Source organism: Oleiphilus sp. HI0043, from assembly GCF_001634935.1.
Window position 1 is genome coordinate 13,703 of record NZ_LWEY01001478.1, and the last position, 22,122, is coordinate 35,824.

At 44.3% G+C, this 22,122-nt stretch carries 19 protein-coding genes, 1 pseudogene and 1 riboswitch; of the genes and pseudogenes, 8 read left to right on the plus strand and 12 right to left on the minus strand.

Annotated features, from left to right (window positions below):
• Positions 1-2: 2 nt before the first annotated feature.
• Complete coding sequence (gene purN, locus A3729_RS20985) at positions 3-671, plus strand: phosphoribosylglycinamide formyltransferase (RefSeq protein ID WP_068508037.1); 669 nt, start codon at positions 3-5, stop codon at positions 669-671.
• A gap of 32 nt (positions 672-703) precedes the next feature.
• Here purN and A3729_RS20990 read toward each other — a convergent pair whose 3' ends face one another.
• The 7 genes from A3729_RS20990 to A3729_RS21020 all read right to left on the minus strand — a co-directional run bounded on the left by A3729_RS20990 (position 704) and on the right by A3729_RS21020 (position 11,086).
• On the minus strand, positions 704-1,642 hold the full coding sequence (locus A3729_RS20990) for a LysR family transcriptional regulator (protein WP_068508035.1): 939 nt from the start codon (positions 1,640-1,642) through the stop codon (positions 704-706).
• 38 nt (positions 1,643-1,680) lie between these two features.
• Positions 1,681-3,546, minus strand: a complete 1,866-nt coding sequence (gene thiC, locus A3729_RS20995; RefSeq protein WP_068553106.1) for a phosphomethylpyrimidine synthase ThiC — start codon at positions 3,544-3,546, stop codon at positions 1,681-1,683.
• Between the two features lie 67 nt (positions 3,547-3,613).
• A riboswitch (TPP riboswitch) is annotated at positions 3,614-3,787 on the minus strand.
• A gap of 56 nt (positions 3,788-3,843) precedes the next feature.
• Positions 3,844-5,310: an ATP-binding protein gene (locus tag A3729_RS21000; RefSeq protein ID WP_068634248.1), complete on the minus strand. Its 1,467-nt coding sequence runs from the start codon at positions 5,308-5,310 to the stop codon at positions 3,844-3,846.
• On the minus strand, positions 5,307-6,572 hold the full coding sequence (locus tag A3729_RS21005) for an HD domain-containing phosphohydrolase (RefSeq protein ID WP_068634249.1): 1,266 nt from the start codon (positions 6,570-6,572) through the stop codon (positions 5,307-5,309). Before A3729_RS21005 ends, A3729_RS21000 begins: the two co-directional genes overlap by 4 nt.
• A 114-nt stretch (positions 6,573-6,686) precedes the next feature.
• Entirely contained in the window at positions 6,687-7,253 is a 567-nt protein-coding gene (locus A3729_RS21010; protein ID WP_068508028.1) for a hypothetical protein, read from the minus strand.
• Positions 7,254-7,479: 226 nt separating this feature from the next.
• A complete protein-coding gene (locus A3729_RS21015; RefSeq protein WP_068508026.1) occupies positions 7,480-9,078 on the minus strand; it encodes an isocitrate lyase in 1,599 nt (532 codons plus the stop codon).
• 358 nt (positions 9,079-9,436) lie between these two features.
• Positions 9,437-11,086: a hypothetical protein gene (locus tag A3729_RS21020; RefSeq protein ID WP_068634250.1), complete on the minus strand. Its 1,650-nt coding sequence runs from the start codon at positions 11,084-11,086 to the stop codon at positions 9,437-9,439.
• Positions 11,087-11,259: 173 nt separating this feature from the next.
• Here A3729_RS21020 and A3729_RS21025 point away from each other — a divergent pair, with 173 nt between their 5' ends.
• The 4 genes from A3729_RS21025 to A3729_RS21040 all read left to right on the plus strand — a co-directional run bounded on the left by A3729_RS21025 (position 11,260) and on the right by A3729_RS21040 (position 15,191).
• Entirely contained in the window at positions 11,260-12,600 is a 1,341-nt protein-coding gene (locus tag A3729_RS21025) for a TRZ/ATZ family hydrolase (protein WP_068553105.1), read from the plus strand.
• A gap of 46 nt (positions 12,601-12,646) precedes the next feature.
• Positions 12,647-13,363 carry a bifunctional 2-polyprenyl-6-hydroxyphenol methylase/3-demethylubiquinol 3-O-methyltransferase UbiG gene (ubiG, locus tag A3729_RS21030; RefSeq protein WP_068506969.1) on the plus strand — a complete coding sequence of 239 codons (717 nt, stop codon included), beginning with the start codon at positions 12,647-12,649 and terminating at the stop codon, positions 13,361-13,363.
• A gap of 29 nt (positions 13,364-13,392) precedes the next feature.
• Entirely contained in the window at positions 13,393-14,049 is a 657-nt protein-coding gene (locus A3729_RS21035; protein WP_068509853.1) for an HAD family hydrolase, read from the plus strand.
• Positions 14,050-14,126: 77 nt separating this feature from the next.
• Positions 14,127-15,191, plus strand: coding sequence for a response regulator (locus A3729_RS21040; protein WP_068509852.1), 1,065 nt, complete (start codon positions 14,127-14,129; stop codon positions 15,189-15,191).
• A 75-nt stretch (positions 15,192-15,266) separates the two neighbouring features.
• On the opposite strand, the gene ptsP is transcribed toward A3729_RS21040, so the two are convergent.
• Together ptsP and A3729_RS21050 are read right to left on the minus strand one after the other, a co-directional pair.
• Positions 15,267-17,537 (minus strand): phosphoenolpyruvate--protein phosphotransferase, encoded by a 2,271-nt coding sequence (ptsP, locus tag A3729_RS21045; protein ID WP_068553103.1) that lies wholly within the window; start codon positions 17,535-17,537, stop codon positions 15,267-15,269.
• Between the two features lie 387 nt (positions 17,538-17,924).
• A complete protein-coding gene (locus tag A3729_RS21050; protein WP_068509848.1) occupies positions 17,925-18,236 on the minus strand; it encodes a putative quinol monooxygenase in 312 nt (103 codons plus the stop codon).
• A 339-nt stretch (positions 18,237-18,575) separates the two neighbouring features.
• Here A3729_RS21050 and A3729_RS21055 point away from each other — a divergent pair.
• The 3 genes and pseudogenes from A3729_RS21055 (at position 18,576) to A3729_RS21065 (ending at position 20,703) form a co-directional block, all read left to right on the plus strand.
• Positions 18,576-19,684: pseudogene (locus A3729_RS21055) on the plus strand (IS110 family transposase).
• Positions 19,685-20,198: 514 nt separating this feature from the next.
• The gene (locus A3729_RS21060; RefSeq protein ID WP_068509845.1) at positions 20,199-20,420 is read left to right on the plus strand and encodes a hypothetical protein; all 222 of its coding nucleotides are present in this window, start codon (positions 20,199-20,201) and stop codon (positions 20,418-20,420) included.
• A complete protein-coding gene (locus A3729_RS21065; RefSeq protein ID WP_068509843.1) occupies positions 20,413-20,703 on the plus strand; it encodes a type II toxin-antitoxin system RelE/ParE family toxin in 291 nt (96 codons plus the stop codon). The genes A3729_RS21060 and A3729_RS21065 overlap by 8 nt, the downstream gene beginning before the upstream one ends.
• Positions 20,704-20,737: 34 nt before the next feature.
• Here the strand turns inward: A3729_RS21065 and A3729_RS21070 are convergent, their stop codons facing one another.
• From A3729_RS21070 to A3729_RS21080, 3 genes are read right to left on the minus strand one after another with little or no spacing between them, the layout of a single operon-like run.
• Positions 20,738-21,457, minus strand: a complete 720-nt coding sequence (locus A3729_RS21070; protein WP_068553102.1) for an IS3 family transposase — start codon at positions 21,455-21,457, stop codon at positions 20,738-20,740.
• A gap of 58 nt (positions 21,458-21,515) precedes the next feature.
• Entirely contained in the window at positions 21,516-21,773 is a 258-nt protein-coding gene (locus tag A3729_RS21075; RefSeq protein ID WP_068553031.1) for a hypothetical protein, read from the minus strand.
• Positions 21,770-22,078: a transposase gene (locus A3729_RS21080; RefSeq protein WP_068553100.1), complete on the minus strand. Its 309-nt coding sequence runs from the start codon at positions 22,076-22,078 to the stop codon at positions 21,770-21,772. The genes A3729_RS21075 and A3729_RS21080 overlap by 4 nt, the downstream gene beginning before the upstream one ends.
• Positions 22,079-22,122: the final 44 nt, after the last annotated feature.

Here is a 22,122-nt window from a genome sequence, read left to right on the forward strand (position 1 = left end):
TAATGGAAGGACGAGATCCTGTTGTCGTTGTTTTGATATCGGGTAGCGGCAGCAACCTTCAAGCCTTAATCGACGCCTATCAACGTGAAGAAATCCCTGGAAAGATCAGCGCTGTTATTTCCAATAAGCCCCATGCTAAGGGCCTAGAGCGAGCTAAGAAAGCTGAGATTGATACTCATGTCATCGAACATCAAAAATTCGCTCAACGAGAGATTTTTGATGCAGAGCTGATTAAGACGATTGAGAAGCATCAACCGGATCTCGTGGTATTAGCGGGCTTTATGCGTATCTTAACCGATGATTTTGTCCGCCGTTTTGAAGGAAGAATGCTCAACATTCACCCCTCTCTTCTGCCTAAATATCCCGGCCTACATACTCATAAGCGTGCGCTTGAAGCAAAAGACAAAGAGCACGGCGTGAGTGTTCACTTTGTTACCGCTGAGCTTGATAGCGGCCCGAATATCATCCAGGCTATTGTACCAGTCTTAAATCAGGATACTGAAGAAACACTTGCCACCCGAGTACTTGAAAAGGAACACATCATTTACCCCATTGCGGTTAAGTGGTTTATCGATGGACGTCTTGAAATGAAAGATGGCCAAGCCTATCTGGATGGCGAGCAGTTGCCCGAAAGCGGACTTAAGCTAGAGATTGAACAGACTTTACACTAAAAGTCTGCGCCACCCTTGCGCTTCACCAACGATTATTCACTCTCTTTCTGAGCAATATCTGTAATCAAACGCCTAAACCACTGATGGTCCGCATTATGATGAAGTAATGGGCTCCAGGCCATCTTGAGATCGAATGCTGGTATATCGAAGGGCGGCTCTTTCATTACAAGCTTAGAGCTCTCGCTTTTTAAACGCGCCGCGCGGCTCGGCAGCGTAGCCACTAAGTCATGCTGCTGCGCCAACAACATCGCCACCTGGTAATGACGGGTAAATACACTAATTTCGCGCTTTGCTCCAATACGATCCAGCGCTTCATCAACCCAACCCAAGCGCTGCACATCATTCGGGTTCACTCCAACACCCACACCAAAGCCAGTTTTACTCACCCAAATATGGCTGGCCTTTAGGTAGGCATCCAGATCGAAGCTATTGACCAAGGTGTTACTGGGGCTCATCAGGCATGAGAAGGTATCAGACCAGAGCGTTTTTTGGTGAAAAGACTGCGGCAAAGTATCAAAGCGATTAATCGCCATATCGACACGGCCTTGCTCAACATCTTCGAAAGATACATCACTGGGCGTTAAAACATCGAGCGTGATATTAGGCGCCTGCTTGCGAACTTCACTTAAAACAGCGGGAATCAAGGTAGATTCAGCGTAGTCGCTTGCCATCACGCGAAACACCCGATGGCTTTGAAGGTCAAAATCCCTATCCGGGTGAACTACACGATCGATATTGAATAATATCTCTCTCACCGCAGGCTTAAGGCTGAGCGCCAACTCAGTAGGCGCCATACCGTCACTGGTACGAACAAGCAATGGATCTTCGAACAGCAAGCGCAAACGCTTCAAACCATTACTCATCGCAGGCTGCGTAATACCAAGATGGTTTGCAGCCTTGGTGACGTTTTGCTCACGCAAAAGTACATCTAGGTGAACCAGCAAATTTAGATCAACATCACTTAGATTCATAGACCTAGACGCCCTTGGCTAATAACACTCAATTAAACTTAAACTTCATGGTAGATTTCACTACCTTCCTGTTTAAATTTCTCCGACATCTCACTCATACCTTCGTTCGCATCCTTTTCTGCTGCGTAATCACGAACTTCCTGAGATATTTTCATTGAACAAAACTTAGGGCCACACATTGAACAGAAATGTGCAACTTTAGCAGAGTCCTTAGGTAATGTTTCATCATGATAAGCACGAGCAGTATAAGGATCTAGCGCAAGGTTAAATTGATCTTCCCATCTAAACTCAAAACGAGCCTTTGACATAGCATTATCGTGAATCTGTGCACCAGGGTGGCCTTTTGCAAGGTCGGCAGCATGAGCCGCGATCTTATAGGTAATAAGGCCCTGTTTTACATCTTCTTTATTAGGTAGACCCAAGTGTTCCTTAGGCGTGACATAGCAAAGCATTGAACAACCATACCAGCCAATCAGTGCAGCACCAATGCCTGAGGTGAAGTGGTCATAGCCTGGTGCGATATCGGTAGTAAGTGGGCCAAGCGTGTAGAAAGGCGCTTCATCGCAATGCTTGAGCTGCTCTTCCATATTCGCCTTAATCATATGCATCGGCACATGACCCGGGCCTTCAATAAAGGTTTGCACATCGTGCTTCCAAGCTATCTTGGTAAGCTCGCCTAAAGTACGAAGCTCTGAGAATTGCGCCTCATCATTTGCATCAGCAATTGAACCTGGGCGTAAACCATCACCAAGTGAAAAGCACACATCATAGGCTTTCATAATCTCGCAAATTTCTTCAAAATGCGTATAGAGGAAGTTTTCCTTGTGATGAGCAAGGCACCATTTAGCCATAATTGAACCACCACGACTAACGATCCCGGTGACTCGATTCGCCGTCATAGGCACATAGCGCAATAACACACCTGCATGGATAGTGAAGTAATCAACTCCCTGCTCCGCCTGCTCAATTAAAGTATCACGGAACAACTCCCAGGTAAGATCTTCGGCAACCCCGCCACATTTTTCAAGCGCCTGATAAATCGGCACCGTACCAATCGGTACAGAAGAGTTTCGAATGACCCATTCACGTGTCTCATGAATATTCTGGCCTGTAGACAAATCCATTACGGTGTCACCACCCCAACGCGTCGACCAAACTGTTTTCTCGACTTCTTCCTGAATAGAAGATGTCACCGCAGAATTACCAATATTGGCATTCACCTTGGTGCGGAAGTTCCGACCAATAATCATCGGTTCGGTTTCCGGATGGTTGATATTACAAGGAATGACAGCACGACCACGAGCGACTTCGTCTCTGACAAATTCCGGGGTAATCATTTTAGGAATAGAAGCGCCGAAAGACTCGCCTGGATGCTGGTTAGCTAGCGCTTCATCCATCTGCGCCTCGCTTAAAGCCAGATTTTCTCGAATAGCGATATATTCCATTTCCGGCGTAATGATACCCTGACGAGCGTAATACAGTTGCGTGACATTCTTTCCGGCTTTTGCTTTTAGAGGTTTACGCTTATGCTCAAAACGCAAGCCATCCAAGGCTAGGTTTTGATCACGTACATTTGCGTACTCAGAACTAAAACCAGGTAACTCTTCAGTATCATTTCGTTCAGCAACCCACTCATCGCGTAAGGGCATTAGCCCTTTTGTGACGTCAACTTCTATCTCGGGGTCTGTATAGGGGCCGGAGGTGTCATAAACTCTAACTGGAGGGTTATCCTCAAGCTCGCCATTCTGCAACTGAGTTGGGGTAAGTGAAATTTCACGCATCGCTACGCGAATATCTTTACGACTGCCTTCTACATATACTTTTTTTGAGGCTGGAAAAGGCTGGGTAGATAACTCATCTACGTAAGCTGTATCACCCAGTTTCTTTAACGAATCGTTTTTCATCTATTGCTCCGCATATCCGGTATTACGAGTGTGGTAAGTAAGGAAGCAATTAGAATCATCGGTCTAGTCTTGATGAATTCTTGTTCCCTACGCTGGTTCTAACCAATCAGGTTCAACGGGTCCCTATCTGCCTACAAAATGTAGAACAACAAATAATTGGATATATCCCAAGAATTTATGTGGTCTCAGCATTCGCAAATCATCAAGCGATAAAATGACAGATGCTCCCCGACAAGATTTTCATCGATTTTAGGGAGTGTTGAATGATATGGCAAGAAATAAGCGCTTTAGCATCGCCTAACGAGGAAAAATAGCCGAGAAGGAGCTACCTCGCCCCACCTCGCTATCGAGAACAATTCGACCATGATTCAGCGCGAGCATTTCGCAGCATATTGCTAAACCATAGCCATCACCTTCAATCTGACTATTCTCATGGGAATCTTGGCGCTGATATAGTTTGAAAATGCTTTCACGCTGTCCTTGAGGAACACCACAGCCTGTATCATTTACTTCAAGAGTAACGCACTTGCCGACCTGCTCATCAAAACTGGGACGAAGAGATACTTCAATAGCTCCCGCTTGCGTATATTTAATTGCGTTGGAGATAAGGTTGATCGCAATTTGCTTAAAGTGCTGCCTGTCTGCCAAGGCGTATATGTCAGAATCCGAAATCTCAGAGCGAAAATCCAAGCCTTTTTTCTTGGCAAGGGTTTCACCTTGTACACACGCTTCTTCAAGCGCAGGCACTGCATTGAAGCGGGAAATGTCGGCAGCCAGCTTTCCAGCTTCTACCCGCGTAGAATCCAAAGTCGTGCTGATCTGTTCAGCGAGCTGCTGACCGCCCCCGATAATTCGGTCGAACAAAGATAGCTGCGTTTCACTACACTGACTAGACAACTTTGATTTAAGAATGCCAGCGTAACCGACAACTGCATTCAAGGGTGAGCGCAATTCATGCACCATCATTGCCAAGTATTCTTTTCGAGTACGTTCTTTTTCGAGCTCCAGGCTTCGTTCAAACTCTTGACGCTGAAGTTCCATTTCTTTATTACTGGTCACATCTAACCCTGAAAGCAATACTGCGCTACCTTGACTGCCATCACTAATATGGAAACTCCATAAAAAGTGTGATGTCTTATCGTTATTTTCTTCAGCATTTGCAGAAGACTCGATATTCTCTAGACCACCCTGCTCTATTGCTTTGCCGACCAGAGCAGCAAGATCTCTGGGTAAAATAGCGGGCGCCCCTTCATCGTCAAATCCAAACTCAAGCATTAGATCAGTCATTGCAGGGTTACTAAAAAGAATCAGGCCTTGATCATCAAGCTCCAGCAATGGGGAGGGATTTATTTCAGTAAAAAATGAAAGCTTCTTGAGCTCTTCAAGCTGAAAGCCTTGCTGCTCGCAGGTAGTGAAAAGAATCATGCAGCTGCCATCATCGGTATAACTTCTACGGTAACTGACGGCAATGTTTTCAGAATTCTTATGCGTCCAATAGCATTCCTGTGGCGCTAGCTGAGCTTCACCCTGTTTTGCCAAGGGGCACTCCTCAGCTTCGTGATGAGTATAAATACTATGACGGCAAAATAGATCATGAGCAGTACCGCCCTCCGCTGCTTTTTCGGCAATAGCATCAATATCCCAGCCTAACATGGCCTGGCCTGCCTTGTTTAAGAACTGAATACAACCGTCACTATCGACAAGCAACACACCTTCAGGTAAAGCATCCAAGGTAATAGAAGTGATATCAAAAGAAGGACTCACGAAAGGTCTACTCGCAATAACTGTGCAGGGTCAGCGCCTGGGACGGTTAGATCCAAGACAGAAGTAATCGACAGCTCTTTATCTGTCTTGATTTTTGCAAGGTTAATCACCTTGGGCTTAATATGCGCCATCCCTGCCATATCGTAAACAACCTTTACGACAGGTAATTTTGGTTGATCGGCATCGATCTCAAGAACAATACCTTTTTCTTTGTTGCTTAGCTGGACAGCACTACCCACCGGATAAACACTCAATAGACTAATCAGCGCTGACACGGAAGGCTCATCAAGTTTTTCATTTTTGGCCTCTTTATATAGATTAGCAAGAGCGCCATGAGGTGTTACCGCAGGCCTATCAAGCAAGCCGTGGACTAACTCATCATACCTGACAACCACTGCGAAAACCTTACTTAAAGGATGTATCTGATCAGACTTAAGTCCAGAAGGGTAACCGCTTCCATCCAGGTGCTCATGATGCTCGGTAATAATGCGCATTACGATTGAACTGAGCTCACAGTTTTGTTTTAACGACCGTAAGCCTATCGAGACATGCTGATAAATTAACTTCTTTTCACTCGCCGTATAAGGTGATGCCTTACCAAGCAAATGCATAGGCAGTTTTAGCCAACCCGTATCGTGAAAAAATGCGGCTAAAGCGAGCGCCTGTTGTGCATCGTCACCTAAGCTGAGCTTGATAGATATACTTAAGACTAAACTAAATGAAGCGAAAGTATGATTTGCGAGCGAAGCATCTTTACGCTGAATATTGATAAGGATAGCGAGTGCTTGGTTATTCCGCTGTAGACTAGACAGCGTAGCGTCAATTAAAGGCGAAACCTGCCGAGCATCAACCACTTTATCGTTTTTGAGAGCTTCATTGATCTCATCTGCCAGCTTCTCAACTTTGCCCTTTAACTCTTTAGCAACACCAAGCTCCTGACTAATAGACGTACGCTCAGGCAATTTTTCCTTAGCACTTGCTTCTGAAACTGGCTTATCTTTCGCAGCCTGATCTTCTTGTGATTTATCAGTCTCTTGTGAGGACTTATCACGAATAACATCAGCTGGCGTTTCTACATCAACACCCTTTGAGGTATCAATCGAGAGCTGCTTGACACCCGCCTTGAGCAGCTTATCAATTTGAGCGGCATTTTTTATCTTCAAGTGGTGATACATGAAGGGGCTGTCAATCCACGATATATCGAGCTGGGTAATATACATACCAACCTTAAGTAAGGATATAGGGATCTTTTTTACTGCCATGCGAAGGAATGCCTAAACTCAGTGAATAGTGTCAGCTTTATTTACACTAAATTATAGGCCTTCCTGAGAGAATTTGTACTATGTTTTCACGATTAATTTAAGTTTTTATAGGTATTACCCTTCAGACAAAAGCTTTACGTACCCAGGTGATATATCTTGATCAATATAAGCCATACCCAGCTTATTTAGATATTCATTACGATCAGCTTTCATTAGGTTTATATCTAACGCGCCCGCCTCATTATCTTGATAAAGTGCAGCCAAAAACGCCATATAATGCTCTCCCTCCTTTACCATCAAAAGACTTGCAGCGCCAACATCCGGCCTAACTTTAGAAAGCAGATCACCTGGCAGCTTAACTTCGTAAACAACTGGCGACTCATCACCCTCGACTCGCACACTACGACTTCTAACCGCCTGCTGAGCCCAATAAAACGCAAGCTCCTTACTCTGTGTTAGGAATACCGGATCATGTGTCTCGGTGTAGTTATTACCAATCGTTGCCATAGTCTTCTTAGCAGCCTGATTCATAACCTTATCACCCGAACGCTTAAGCCCCGCACCATTAATAGAGGTAACCAGCGCAGACGAAGTACCGTGGTACCACACATCGCCGCTCGCGAAGCCATCTTTGCCGAGAAGGTCTTTAGCATCTTGCAGATAGGAAGGAGTGTCAATCATGATAAGTTGCCCTTTTTATAGGGTGCGCGGTGCGCACCAAAATACGTAGTGATGCGCATTGCGCACCCTATAAACTATAGTCTAAAGATTAAAAGGGGTTAGACTCACTGACTCTGCCCTCTTTTAATCTCCACAAAAAAGGCGACTCTAGAGTCGCCTTTTTCTAAACACATTAAGCATCTTTCAATAATACATTATCAAAAAAGCTTAACTAGCCAGTCTCAGATTAAGAGAACTGGTTAGAAGTGTTCTTAGCACCGCCTGCCTTAAGAGCACGCTCACCAGCAAAGTATTCTTTGTGGTCGTCACCGATGTCAGAACCTGACATGTTTTGGTGCTTAACACATGCGATGCCTTGACGGATCTCTTTACGCTGAACGCCAGCAACGTAACCCAACATACCCATATCACCAAAGTAGTTCTGAGCCAAGTTATCAACAGACAATGCAGTCGTGTGATAAGTTGGTAGAGTAATCAAGTGGTGGAATACGTTCGCTTCACGAGCAGTATCCGCTTGGAATGTACGAGTACGTTCGTCAGCAACTGCAGACAACTCAGACTCATCGTATTCAGCAGACATCAGGTTGTTACGATCGTATGCAGATACGTCTTTACCTTCTTCTACCCATGTATCATAAGTTTGCTGACGGAAGTTCAAGGTCCAGTTGAAAGATGGAGAGTTGTTATAAACAAGCTTCGCATCTGGGTGTACTTTACGTACGTCGTCCATCATGCCTTTGATCTCGTGTACAGTTGGTACTGCAGTTTCGATCCAAAGCAAGTCAGCACCAGCATTAAGCGCACCGATACAATCGAATACACAACGCTCATGACCAGTACCTGAACGGAACTGGTATAGGCCAGAAGGAAGACGTTTAGGACGAACAAGCTTGCCGTCACGGCTGATTAGCACATCACCAGGAGCTGTTTCTTCTGGAGTAACTTCTTCAACATCTAGGTAAGAGTTGTAGATATCACCAGAATCGCCCGGCTCGTTAACTACTGCGATTTCTTTAGTAAGACCAGCACCTTCAGAGTCAGTACGTGCAACGATGATACCGTTGTCAATACCTAGCTCAAGGAAAGCGTGACGCAATGCACGGATCTTAGCGTGGAAGTCAGCGTGAGGAACAGTTACTTTACCATCCTGGTGACCACATTGCTTTTCATCAGCAACTTGGTTTTCGATCTGTAGTGCACAAGCACCCGCTTCGATCATCTGCTTAGCCATTAGGTAAGTCGCTTCAGCGTTACCAAAACCAGCATCGATATCAGCAATAATTGGCACAACGTGAGTTACGTGGTTGTCAATTTGATCTTGGATTTCAGCAGCTTTTGCTGAATCGCCAGCTTCGTTAGCAGCGTCTAGAGCACGGAAAAGACCGCCTAGTTCACGCGCATCAGCTTGACGTAGGAATGTGTATAGCTCTTCAACCAACGATGCAACAGCAGTTTTTTCGTGCATTGATTGGTCAGGAAGTGGACCGAAGTCTGAACGTAGTGCAGCAACCATCCAACCAGAAAGGTACAAGTAACGACGGTCAGTCTTGCCACCGAAGTGCTTCTTGATAGAGATCATCTTCTGTTGGCCGACAAAACCGTGCCAGCAACCTAGAGACTGCGTGTACTTAGTTTTATCTTTATCAAATTCAGCCATGTCAGCGTTCATGATATCAGCAGTGTATTGCGCGATATCAAGACCAGTCTTGAATTTGTTTTGAGCGCGCATGCGTGCAATTGACTCAGGGTTGATTGCAGCCCAGCTATCACCTTTTGCTTCTACAACAGATGCTACTGCTTTGATCTCGTCTTGGTATTGTGACATTTTACGTATCCCTTATGTTTAGGAATGAAACCCCCTTCCTTTATATGCGACAACTCAACTGCAAATAACTTAGAAAGAAGCGTGATTTGAATTTCGAGCAGAATTCTAATTAAATGACAGGAATAAATGAAATATATAGTTTATATATCCGGTATACATGAAACTTATAAACCCAAGCATACCGCATTGATAAATAGTTTTTAACTCCAATCTATCAACAGGTTATAGAGATGCTCTAGATTTTACTTAAATTATGAGCAAAGTATGAGCGAAACAAAAAGCTACGCTTTTTGACAAAATGCAATAGACAAATACAGCTATTTATATGACAAAACTCTCAGATCTGAGTACAACTCAATCAAGCAGCATGACTTTCAAGCTTCTTACCAGCCTGAATATCTTCGTCAAAGTTAACCGTTTTTATATTAGGTAACGCCGCAACTTTACGCATTATCCCAACACCCTCTGTATCAAAGTTTGCAATCATTTCTTCGCTAACTTTAATCGGCTCACCCACACACAGACCAATATTTGCCGGTTTAAGGCGCCAACTATTGCCTATATCAGAGCCACCCACGAGACTAATAGGTAAAACCACATCATCAGGCCTAAAATAGGCTTGCACGAACCGAGGGCTGACATACTTCATTGTGACACTTCCGTCCTTGGCAACATATGAACGAGAGCCTTCAGGGAATATCAAAAACGGCTCATACATAATGGATTTGAATAACTCGTAATCCTCACGATCCAATTCATCCAAAGCACAAGTTTGCCTAACGTCTGCCAAGTATTGGGCCAGATCATGTTTTTCAACCCGCATGAGCTGAGCAGAGATCTGAGAAAACCGGGCGCGATCTGATCGAATAAACTTATTCATAAAGTCGCTATAACTCATTTGCTCGATTAGATGAAGCCCGGAATTTGGCATTTTGATCAGCAGCTGTGACCGTCTTGCTGTTTTGAGCAAAGCATCAGCTAAGCTCTTCTCTTTAACTTCCGTCGTTTTCTGTGATGGTAAAGTCAGGAACAAGTTTCCGACATTACTTGCACCGTTCTTTAGAACCATATTTGAAAACATTCTCGGACCAACGACTGTATTGCAATTTGCTGTGAGATTATCAAAACCAAGCCGCCTCAATATACTCCTTACCAGATACGGCCCAATATAACCTTCGTGATTACCAACAATAAAAACCCTTCGCCCTGACGCCTTAAGCACTGAAGCCTGATACAAGGTTCGAACCACCTCTGACGAACCCACTACATGCTTGCTATCATGCTTCGTTGAAACCCGCTCTCCTTTACTCCCGACCAATATCAAGTCGGCAATATTTCGGTTTTCAAGAAAAACAAAGAACTTGTGCCACAGGGCAGTATCAGGTAGAACCGGTGATATTGAGCGACTAAAGGTGAAAGGCATTGCGAGTATGCGCTCAATGCGAGATTTACTAAATTCCTTAAAGAAAGAATGCTGTAGCAGCTGTAATTTGCGCTCGTTGAATTTACGGGCGATGTCGGGAAAGTGCTTCTTTATATCCAAGCCGTCACGCTTGGCACGCGCAACAACCTCGTCCATTAGCTGAACAGCACGAATATTATGAGGTGCCTTTTTCAAAGAGTACATCTTGGCGCGAAAGAAATCGACAATACCTCGCAGCTTCACGGCGTTAAAGATAGACAATAGCAAGCCCTTTACCGCTTCTGGAGCAGGAACCTTCAAAACCAACTTAACAATGGCATCTTTCAGGCGATCAACCAGTCCAGCCAGACTAGCAACAAAAGCCAGTAACAGGTTAGTCACCCTATATACAAAGTTGTTTTGATAAATTGAGGCCAAGGACTTTTCGAGACGCTCTTTGTTCTCGTGCATAAATTTCAGCACATCTCCTTGCGCAATTTTATCTTTTTCTTGCTGCCACCATTGTATTAGAGCGTGTACACGCTTTTGCTTTCGATTATTCGAATCAAGCGGATCATCCTGTACATCTTTATCAGGCTGGCTCATAAATTCTTCTCTTACTCTAATAACTAACCAAGGAAACGCTTAGAGTAACAATATTAATCTGTGCTAGCCACTTACCGAAGCTAGTTCAACGCGCAGCTTATTGCCAAGCATAGTAATAGAGGTATACACTCACCCTTTCAAAATTGAACATATATAAACCTCTGGGTACCTATATGCCACAAGCGCAAACAGTTGATACGCTAATCCATGCTCGTTATATCATCCCTGTTCGACCACGAAACACCTGTTATGAGCATTACAGCCTTGCCATTAGAGATGACGAAATCGTAGACATACTTGCAAGCGCTAAAGCCCAAACCAAATATCAAGCTAAAAACACATATGAACTGAACGAGCACGCCATAATGCCCGGGCTCGTTAACGCTCACGGCCATAGTGCAATGACGCTGTTTCGTGGTCTCGCTGACGACCTGCCGCTTATGGAATGGCTCAACGACCATATTTGGCCTGCCGAGGGAAAATGGGTATCTGAGGCTTTTGTCCGTGACGGAACCGAACTGGCGATAGCAGAAATGCTGAGAGGCGGAACCACCTGCTTTAGCGACATGTACTTCTTCCCTAACATATCCGCCCAAGTCGCCGAGCAGTACGGCATACGCGCCCATCTATGCTGCCCAATATTAGATTTCCCTACCGTTTGGGGCAGCGGACCTGAAGAATATATCGAAAAAGCCTTAAGCCTTGCCATAGATTACGCTGACAGTGATCTCGTCGAGATCGGCTTCGGACCTCACGCACCCTATACCGTTTCAGACTCGCCTTTGGAAAACATCAGAGATCTGGCAATTGAGCATGATATACCAGTTCAAATCCATCTTCATGAAACAGCATTTGAAGTAGAGGAAGCTGTAAAGCAAAACAATAAGCGCCCCATACAAAGGCTCGTCGACTTAGGGTTAATTTCAGATAAGTTCGCCCTGCAATGCGTACACATGACAGAACTAAACGAACAAGATATTGAATCCTTAGCCAGCAACAAAGTACATGTAATACACTGCCCCGAATCGAACCTTAAACTTGCAAGCGGCTTTTGCCCTAGCGCCCAGCTAATATCAGAAAGCGTTAATGTTGCCCTGGGTACCGATGGTGCGGCCAGTAACAATGACCTCGATATGTTTGGCGAAATGCGTACCGCCGCCCTGCTTGCAAAGGCAGTCGCAAAAGACGCAAGCGCGATCGATGCAGCCAGTGCAATCGAGATGGCAACCATCAATGGCGCTGCAGCCTTAGGCATCGAAGAAATTACTGGTTCACTAGAGATAGGCAAAGCAGCAGATTTGATTGCCATCAAAATGGATGCATTAAATAGCCAACCGAGCTTTGATCCAATCTCAGATATTGTATACTCAGTCGCGTCCAACCAAGTAAGCCATAACTGGGTAAACGGAAAACTCCTTCTTGAAGAAGGCGAACTAAAATATATGGACACGCAGGAAATTATTGTTAAAGCCAAGAGCTGGGCAGCTAAAATTCGCTCGTCGACAGAAAGCTGACAATAAACGCCTTCTAGAAATATTTATAACACACGAATAGAGAAACATGAGCCAAACAGCCGCAAAAAACGTCGATCCAAATGAAATCGCTAAATTCGAAGCACTGGCTAGTCGCTGGTGGGACAAATCAAGCGAGTTTAAGCCGCTTCACGACATCAACCCGCTTCGTCTTAACTATATTGATGAACGCGCTCACCTTCCCGGCAAAAAAGTTGTAGACGTCGGCTGTGGCGGTGGGATCCTCTCTGAAGGGCTATGTCAGCGCGGTGCCTACGTAACGGGTATTGATATGGGTGAAGCCCCACTTTCTGTAGCAAGGCTACACGGTCTTGAATCAGGTGTTGAAGTTGACTATCGACAAATCACCGTAGAGTCCCTTGCTGACGAAGAAGCAGGCACCTATGACGTCGTCACCTGCCTGGAAATGCTTGAACACGTACCAGACCCTTCTTCAGTTATAGCGGCTTGTGCAAAGCTTCTGAAACCTGGCGGCGACCTATTCTTATCAACAATCAATCGTAACCCTAAAGCTTTTATGTTTGCCATTGTTGGCGCCGAACACCTACTAAAGATGCTACCGAAAGGCACGCACGAGTATAAGAAATTTATCAAGCCATCTGAGCTAACAAGTTACATCCGCAAGGCAAAACTGGACTTTCAAGATATTACCGGCATGGTCTACAACCCATTAATAAAAGAATACAAATTAGCGCGAGACGTCGATGTCAATTACCTGGTACATGCCACCAAGCCAATCGATTAGCTTATACCCCCTCATAAACGACATTCATAATGACAATTAGCGCTCTACTATTTGACCTGGACGGAACACTCGTTGATACAGCCAATGATTTTGTTCAGGTTCTCAATGAACAACTGATAAGTCACGGACGAAACCAGCTTCCAGCCGACACGATTCGTAATACTGTGTCCGATGGCGCAAGGGCTTTGGTAAAAATCGGCTTTGGCGGCGAACCCGGCACCGAGCCCTTTGAATCACTTAGACAAGAGTTATTGGAACGCTATGAATCGCTAGTAGGAAAGCATGCCAAGCTCTTTGACGGCATGGAAGAGGTTCTCACTCTTTGTGAAGACAAAGACATTCCCTGGGGAATTATCACCAACAAACCTCGCCTCTACACCGATCTATTATTACAGCGTATGGACCTAGACAAACGAAGCCGTGTGACACTCTGCCCCGATGATGTCCGCAAATCCAAGCCTGACCCAGAATCCCTTCTTTTAGCAGCAAAGCAACTTGGCCTTGCGCCCGGTAATATCGTCTACGCTGGCGATCACGAAAGAGACATTCAAGCAGGTCAAGCTGCTGAAATGATTACAGTAAGTGCGCTATACGGCTATATTAAGTGTCACAAATCGGCCAAAAAATGGCCAGCCGATTACCAAATTCAACACCCATCTGAACTAATTTCACTTTTTCTTACATAAGCCACACAAAAACTGCAGTACTTTTCCTGAAATCATCTATGCTTAAAGCATATATCGCATTGTTTTTAGGAGAAAGCATGGCTGTCAACACAGCGCTGGTCGTCGATGATTCAAAATCCGCACGGATAATGCTCAGTCGACTTGTTCAAAAGAACGGCCTCGAAGTTAATATGGTGGAATCAGGCGAAGAAGCTTTAAGCTATTTAGAAAGCTCACCATTGCCCGATCTTATATTCATGGATCATATGATGCCCGGAATGGACGGCTTGGCTACCACTCGAGAGATCAGTCAAAACCCCAAAACAGCGCATATCCCTATCCTTATGTACACCTCTAAGGAAGGGCCAGAGTATGAAGCAGAAATGCTATCTTCCGGTGCCTACGCCATGCTAGGCAAGCCCGCAAAGCCAGATAGATTAGCTGAACTTATCGAAGAACTTAACAGTCGCCCTGCTCCTGATATTGCGGCCGATTCAGCCGAGCCAGAAGAACTCAGCGCAGTCACTCTCGATACAGGTGATCTACCTGAATTAAGTAGTACTGAAAGCGAACCATTAGAACAAGAACCTATTGCGACCAGCTCCCCAGAGGAAGAGGAAGAAGAAATGAGCCAGGAACTAATCGAAAAAGTATCATCCAAACTAATCGCCAGAGCGATCGAAGATGCGCTACAACCAATCAGCGGCTCGCTGCATCGTCTTGAAACAAATATTCACGAGAATCAGAGTGAAATACGTAAACTTAGCGCAAGGCAAGATCAGAACGTCAACCATGTTTCACAGTCAGTACTCGACGCCAGCCTTAAGCAAACCGGTGTTCAGTTCCAAAACCAGATCACTGCAGAGATCAAAGCAGTTAGAGACCTGATTGAAAGTCGTGCCGATCTTTCCCCTGCTGCACTACAGCAAATAAAAGATATAGCAACCCAGACTGGCGCCGAAGCAGGAACCGCTATGGGTGAAAAAGCCGCGAGCAGTGCTGCCGAGGCCGTCGCAGCGAAAGTAAGTGCCGCACAGGCACAAATCCAAGTTCAGCAAGATATGCAGCCTTATGTTCAGCAAGCCAAGAAGGCGAATATGATTGCAGTGGTATCACTTGTCGTTGCCATTGGAGCCATCGCAAGCAACTTCCTACAGTTCTAGAAGACTAAAAGCACTTATCGAATCCCTCTTAATGCGCGCCAGCTCTTTAAAAGGGATTTTTTATTTGCGCAAACGCTAAGCCCCCGCTCGAATCAAGCCCCCCAAACCAGCACTCTCGAGCTCATCCTCAAGCATCTCACGTATACAGCTTTCATTTTCGAGATTCAGCGCTTTTGTTAGAAGCTGCCTGGCTTTCTTATGCGAAAACGAACGAATTACCCACTTAACCTTGGGAATATTAAAGGCACTCATACTTAGTGTATTGATCCCCATTCCAAGTAGTAAAATAACCGCTACAGGGTCAGAGGCCATTTCACCACACAAAGACACCTTAAGTCGACGGGATTGAGCAGTACATACAATATGATTAATACTTGCCAATACCGCCGGGTTTAGAAAGTTATATAAGTCAGAGACCTTCGGATTATTCCTATCCACTGCAAGTAGGTACTGCGTTAGATCATTAGAACCAATAGATATAAAGTCAATTCGCTTTGATAGGTGTGGCAGGGCCATCATTGCTGCTGGCACCTCTACCATTATACCCACGCTTGGCTTTGCAACTTTAAGCCCCATTGCAAGTAGCTGAGCCACTGCTTGGTCAAGCAACTCTCTGAACGCATCCACTTCTTCTACACGGCTAACCATCGGCAACATAATTTTCATATTGCCAATCCCAAGGTTTGCACGAAGTAACGCTCGAATCTGAGCCAGAAAAATACTACTATTATCAAGTGTAAAACGTATACCACGCCAACCCAGATAAGGGTTATCTTCCTCAAAGCTGAAGTACGGCAAAGCTTTATCACCACCTATATCAAGGGTGCGCATGTAAACAGAGCGCGGCGCATAAGCCTCTAAAATTTTCCGATAAACAGCAGTTTGCTCATCTTCGGTTGGAAATGTTTCATGCAGCATAAAAGGAATTTCAGAACGGTATAAGCCTACTCCTTCTGCGCCTCTCTCTAGCCCTGGAGATAAATCGGCAAGCAAACCTGTATTCGCATAAAGATTGATACGATAACCATCACTGGTCTCGGCGGGCTTATCCTTAAGCTTATCAAGCCCTGACATCAATCGGTTTTCTTGTGCTGCCAGCCTTTGATATTCCCGCTGCATTTGAGGCGAGGCATTAAAAATGACCTGCGCTCTATAACCATCCATGACAGCAACACTACCCTCAACCTTTGACCAATTAAGATCACCGACACCCATGATTGCGGTAATGCCGAGAGCACTGGCCAGAACGGCCGCATGAGATAAAACCGAGCCATCCACGCATACCAAGCCAACCAAATTTTGATTCGCATATTCAGCAATATCGGCGATGCTTAAATTCTTTGAAAGCAGAATAAAGGGTTCATTTGGCAGCTGGACATTAAAGTCATGCGCATTAATGCTGGCATAGATACGCAAACCCAAATGACGGATATCTTCTGATCGAGCACGTAAGTATGGATCATCCATCGACTCAAACTGCTTGGCATGGCGGTCAATAACGAGCTTCAAAGCGTAAGAAGCACAATAGCCCTCTTGGATTAGCGTCTCTGTATCGACAACGATGGCATCATTCTCAAGCAACATCAGGTATACACCAAACAAAGCCTGAACCTCTTGAGTTAAAGATGAAGCCAGCTTGTCTTCACCTGCTTCGATCTCGAGCTTGACAGATGCAATCGCGTCACGAAAAGACCTGATCTCTGAGTCAATATCAGTCACGCTCTCTTCTTCAACGCAAGCTAAATCTTTAAAGGGTGCAATAACCTTAACGAGCCCAATCGAAATGCCAGGTGCCCCCTTTACCCCGCTGACTTTTATTTGATCACTAACATCCTTGTTAACAATCGCAGCCAAACTCTCCTGCTTAAGTACTGAGGATAAAGGCCCTGCCAGTTGAGCTGCTATCGTAATTAGAAAAGCTTCTTCCTCAGCAGAAAAAAGCCGTTTATCTTTACACTGAATAACCAGTACGCCAATGAGGCGACGAAAACTAATAATTGGCACACCCAAAAAGCCGGAAAAATGCTCTTCTCCCGTTTCCGGAAAGTATCTGTAGTAACGATTCTGAGAACCATCCTCTAGATTTAAAAGCGTCTGGTTCTCACAAATATAGCCAACCAGGCCCTCACCTGTTTTCATACGAACGGAGCCAATCGCGTTATTCGAAAGGCCTTCTGAAGCAACAAGAACCCAATCTTTCTGTATCTCATCTTGAAGGTAGATACTACAAACGTCCGAGCCGGTTACATCTTTGACTCTGGCAACAATCAGGTTCAGCAATTCGTCTGCTGACTCAAGTTCCTCAGCTTCTGTAAAAATTCGTCGGAGAGCTTGTAAGGGTTCCATAGATACTTCCTATAAAAACATCGTAAACGACAACATACCAAACCTTTACTTTACACCATATAGTTTTTCTAAGTCGAAAAAAATAATAAAAACATTGCCTTACAGAAGAAAAATCAAACCACTAAGAGCATAATTAGGCAACACACCAAAAGACGGTGCGAGCTCGCTATACAGGTGTAAATGAATCTAATCAACGTCATAACCCTATATTCGAGGGCGGTTTAACTAACAACATAAGTACGATCATGACGATTTTATTAGACGAGCCTTAAATCGATAACGCTTAAAAAGCAGGCAAGAGGTGATCAGCAGAAAATGTAACGACACAGAGCCCAGTTCGAGGCACTATATGGGTGGTGCTGGCATAATTGGTTATGTGACTAGAGGCTATACCGCAACAGAGTCTGATAACAAATCACACGAATTAAATACGCGCTCAGATAACCCATATTTTTTAGCCTGCTCTCGCCATGGTTTAATGTGCGGCGCACTTAGGTGATCATTTAAGCTCTCACGATTCGGCCACAACTCTGAAAAACGAATTAAGCCCTTATCGAATGGATCTTCCGCAACATCGTACGCAATGCATCCATCATTTTCGTGAGTGCTACGAACTAAAGCATTTAAGTGTGGTAATACTTTTTCGGTATTATCTGGAGGAAACCTTAATGATCCAAATACTGCTACTTTTGCTTTCATTGAACTTCCTTATTCATTCGTTTAATTTTAAAGAGGAGATGGGCCTCTTAATACTTTAATTAACTTTCCAGTTGTACTCTCAAAGTTATGACCACAATTAGAGCAAATGGTATTAGCTTTGTTTCTATGATTCGTAAAGATACGACTAACTAATAACCCGATTAGAATTAAAACAACTAATACAACAACAATGCTCAAAGTTCTTTACTCAATTGCCGACTTCCCTTATTGCATTTAGACATAATGACTCCCCACTAAAGAGTGCTGACCTCCAATTCGTGGGTTAGCAAAGGCCGAGCCATATTATAGTTGTTACGCTATAAATTAGAGGCCAGCACCATGCAAAAAGATAACATACTATTTATTGGTTTAGATACTCACAAAGAACAAACTCAAGTCGCTTATACCCTTGATTACCGTACCTCAGAAGTTATCGACCTAGGCCGCATTCAGTCCACCAAAGCAGGCTTTGTAAAACTTGCTCGACAATTACAATCGAAATACCCGCATGCGACACTTCACTTTGTCTATGAAGCAGGCCCTTGTGGTTATTGGATTTATCGACTTCTCACCAGCCTTGGTCACTGCTGTTTCTTAGTCGCGCCATCTCTCATCCCCAAGAAACCTGGTGAGCGAGTGAAGACAGATAAACGAGACGCTCAGAAACTCGCTCGACTACTGAAGAACAATGACCTTGACCCAATCTACGTACCTGAACCCGAAGATGAAGCGGTGCGTGACTTATCTCGCGCACGAGAAGCAGCCATGCGAGATTTAAACGATGCGAAGCATCAACTTAAATCGATGCTGCTTAGGAATAATATACGTTATACAGGTACCGCTAACTGGTCGTTAAAACATATGCGATGGCTAACCGAAATGGTGCTTCCGCACCCTTGCCAGCAAATCGTTTTACAAGAAATGATTCAGACTATTGATGAGCGCACTAAGCGATTAAAACGACTCGACAACGAGCTCACTCATCAAGTTAAGAAGTGGCGCTACTATCCTGTCGTTAAAGCAATACAAGCGATGCGTGGAATACGCCTCCTCATCGCAACAGGCGTAGTGTGTGAGCTTGGTGATCTAAGCCGATTTGATACGCCTAGAAAGCTAATGAGCTATGTCGGGCTCACCCCGAGTGAGCATTCTAGTCGCGATAAACGAAAACTTGGCAGCATTACAAAGTGCGGTAATGGACGCGTCAGAAACTGTTGATTGAGGGAGCGCACAGCTATCGGTATAGCGCACGAATATCCAAAGAAATGCAGGTAAGACAGGAAGGTCTACCTAAGGAGATTATCGATCAAGCATGGCAAGCGCAACTAAGGCTGTGAAAACGATATCAGAGGCTTATGAAGCGCGGTCAAAATTACAATGTGGTCGTGACCGCAATAGCCCGTGAAATGATTGCCTTTATCTGGTCGATATCACGAGAAGTCATTTGACTTAAGGTCGACCCAAAAACACGTTTATCAAGAGTACCAGCTTAATGAGTTTAGCGTTAGCGCATTGGGTCAAGCAACGAGTGTGGTGTAATCACCGACGGCGTTAGGTAGGCAATGTAGCTTCATCGCATTGATCCACGAGCATAGACTGAAGACAGACACCACGACGTAAAAAGTAAGGTCGGATAGGTTCTTTAAAAAAAGAGCAACCCACGAATACCAGCATGATAACCGTCGAAATTATCTGCTTCATCTGATGCGCTAATGCTTCTTAAACAAAAGAAGTTGACTAAAAAAGAAAAAACTCTGGCCGTGCTATCGGCAGGAATTTGTGCAGTTTGCTTGACGTGGGGAGTCATACCAACGCCCGGCTAAACGGCGTAGTAACTGTGGCGACTTTTTTGGAACAAAAAAGGTGCGACTGTTACGGAGTCCGTTTGAGCCGTTGGTTATAACTTTATTTATTTGTAGCAATATGCCACAATTAATGCAGATTGTTACAGGAGCATTAACTATGGCAACTAATAGCGTAAGATTAGACCAAGATCTTATTGAAAAAGCCACCATTATGGCTAAGGCTTACAATAGGACGCCACCAAAGCAGATTGAACATTGGGCAAAAATTGGTGAAATGATGGAAGATAACCCTGATTTGCCATATGAGTTTGTAAAGCAAGCCATTATTGCCCAAGCAGAAAAAGAAGCAGGTAAGTTGGAGCGCTACGACTTTGGCTAAAGTTGAGAATATTTTACAAACGCCAACTTTTAAAAAAGCAGTAAAGAAATTAAAACCTAACCAGAAGAAAGACTTGGATAATGCTGTAAAAGAGCTTGTTAAAGACCCACTTTTAGGTGAGCAGAAACGAGGTGATCTTGCGTTTCTTAGAGTTTATAAATTTAAGATGATTAAGCAACTTACGTTACTTGGCTATAGCTATGACGAAGGTGTACTTACCCTTGAGTTGATGGCATTAGGTTCACACGAAAACTTCTACAGGGATATCAAACGTACCTTTTAGTTTGGTGTGCCCCACGAAAAGTGGACAGTTATAACTACGCAACTAACGCAGTTCGATTTTCAAATTCAACAGGACTTATATTCCCTATAGCTGAGTGTCTTCTCTTTCGATTATAAAAGACTTCAATGTAGGTAAATATACCTGTTCTTGCTTCATCCATCGACTGGTAATTCTTTGCATAAATCAATTCAACTTTTAGTCGACTAAAGAAAGATTCCATCGGTGCATTATCCCAACAGTTTCCTTTACGACTCATACTCTGCTTAAGCTGACTATTCGCGACAAAGTCGACATAACCTTGTGCGCGATACTGAACACCGCGATCAGAGTGTAATATAAGGCCAGGTTTAGGTTTTCTTCTTGCGAGAGCAACACTTAGCGCTTTTGTCACGAGCGCCTCAGTCATCGTTTCATCAAGCGCCCAACCAACAATGCAACGTGAATATAAATCCATCACAGTAGCCAGATAAAGCCATTTATCCTTAACCCAGATATAAGTGATATCTGTCGTCCACTTTTCATTTGGATGTTTAGCGTTAAAGTCACGCCATAGAATATTTTCAGACACGTTTACCATCGTAAGGCTATGGCGGCTGTATTTAAAACCCTTACCGTTACGCGCCCTAATGCCTTGAGACTTCATAATGTTAGCAATGTAATTCTCTGAACAAGGGTAACCAAGATCGTTTAACTCTTTCGCTATTCTTCTCGATCCATAGCCAGCTTGCGTATTCCGGCGTATCTGATCATCAATTCTGGTATCTGATCACTGATTCTGGAAATCCAGAAAAAGTGATCGAATAAAACCAGAATCAATGGTCGAAAAGTTCCAGAAATGATGATCGGTTAAAACCAGAATGAGTGATCGGAATGGGCCAGAATCTGCAGCCAGCTTCAAAGTCTTCATAGGTATCCAACACTTTAGCTGTCATTAGTTGTCGACGTTTATCGCGGTCACAGATAGAACCCTTGCACCAATTAGCGTAACCAGTGCGTGAGACACGCATAACCCGGCACATTAAAGCCTTGGAATGCTGCTCTTCATACTCTTTGATAATGGCGTACTTCACTCTTGGTTTCTGGCGAAGTACGCCGCAGCCTTTTTTAGGAAATCCATTTCTTCTTGAAGCTGTTTATTCTCTCGCCTTAAACGACGAAGTTCTTCACTCTCATTTTTTGAGTAATCGACGCCATTAACAGAGTTGAATTGTTTATCAGATAAGCGCATAAATTGACGCTTCCAGTTCGCGATTTGTTGGGAGCTAATTCCAAGTTCTTTAGCAACTTGAGCTTGAGTGACGCCCGGTTTTTCGCAGCGTTTCACTGCTTCTTTTCGGAATTCTTCAGAGTAAGCTTGAGTTTTTTTACGTGCCATGAGCACCTCCACATAAGGTCTATATAACTATAGTAGGGTGTACA

Bases quoted from the DNA above. Each gene is read 5' to 3' on its own strand.
- A3729_RS20990 (WP_068508035.1), bottom strand. From the start codon at position 1,642: ATGAATCTAAGTGATGTTGATCTAAATTTGCTGGTTCACCTAGATGTA.
- purN (WP_068508037.1), top strand. From the start codon at position 3: ATGGAAGGACGAGATCCTGTTGTCGTTGTTTTGATATCGGGTAGCGGC.
- A3729_RS21005 (WP_068634249.1), bottom strand. From the start codon at position 6,572: ATGGCAGTAAAAAAGATCCCTATATCCTTACTTAAGGTTGGTATGTAT.
- A3729_RS21050 (WP_068509848.1), bottom strand. From the start codon at position 18,236: ATGAAAGCAAAAGTAGCAGTATTTGGATCATTAAGGTTTCCTCCAGAT.
- ptsP (WP_068553103.1), bottom strand. From the start codon at position 17,537: ATGGAACCCTTACAAGCTCTCCGACGAATTTTTACAGAAGCTGAGGAA.
- A3729_RS21010 (WP_068508028.1), bottom strand. From the start codon at position 7,253: ATGATTGACACTCCTTCCTATCTGCAAGATGCTAAAGACCTTCTCGGC.
- A3729_RS21080 (WP_068553100.1), bottom strand. From the start codon at position 22,078: ATGGCACGTAAAAAAACTCAAGCTTACTCTGAAGAATTCCGAAAAGAA.
- thiC (WP_068553106.1), bottom strand. From the start codon at position 3,546: ATGAAAAACGATTCGTTAAAGAAACTGGGTGATACAGCTTACGTAGAT.
- A3729_RS21040 (WP_068509852.1), top strand. From the start codon at position 14,127: ATGGCTGTCAACACAGCGCTGGTCGTCGATGATTCAAAATCCGCACGG.
- A3729_RS21020 (WP_068634250.1), bottom strand. From the start codon at position 11,086: ATGAGCCAGCCTGATAAAGATGTACAGGATGATCCGCTTGATTCGAAT.
- A3729_RS21015 (WP_068508026.1), bottom strand. From the start codon at position 9,078: ATGTCACAATACCAAGACGAGATCAAAGCAGTAGCATCTGTTGTAGAA.
- A3729_RS21025 (WP_068553105.1), top strand. From the start codon at position 11,260: ATGCCACAAGCGCAAACAGTTGATACGCTAATCCATGCTCGTTATATC.
- ubiG (WP_068506969.1), top strand. From the start codon at position 12,647: ATGAGCCAAACAGCCGCAAAAAACGTCGATCCAAATGAAATCGCTAAA.
- A3729_RS21035 (WP_068509853.1), top strand. From the start codon at position 13,393: ATGACAATTAGCGCTCTACTATTTGACCTGGACGGAACACTCGTTGAT.
- A3729_RS21060 (WP_068509845.1), top strand. From the start codon at position 20,199: ATGGCAACTAATAGCGTAAGATTAGACCAAGATCTTATTGAAAAAGCC.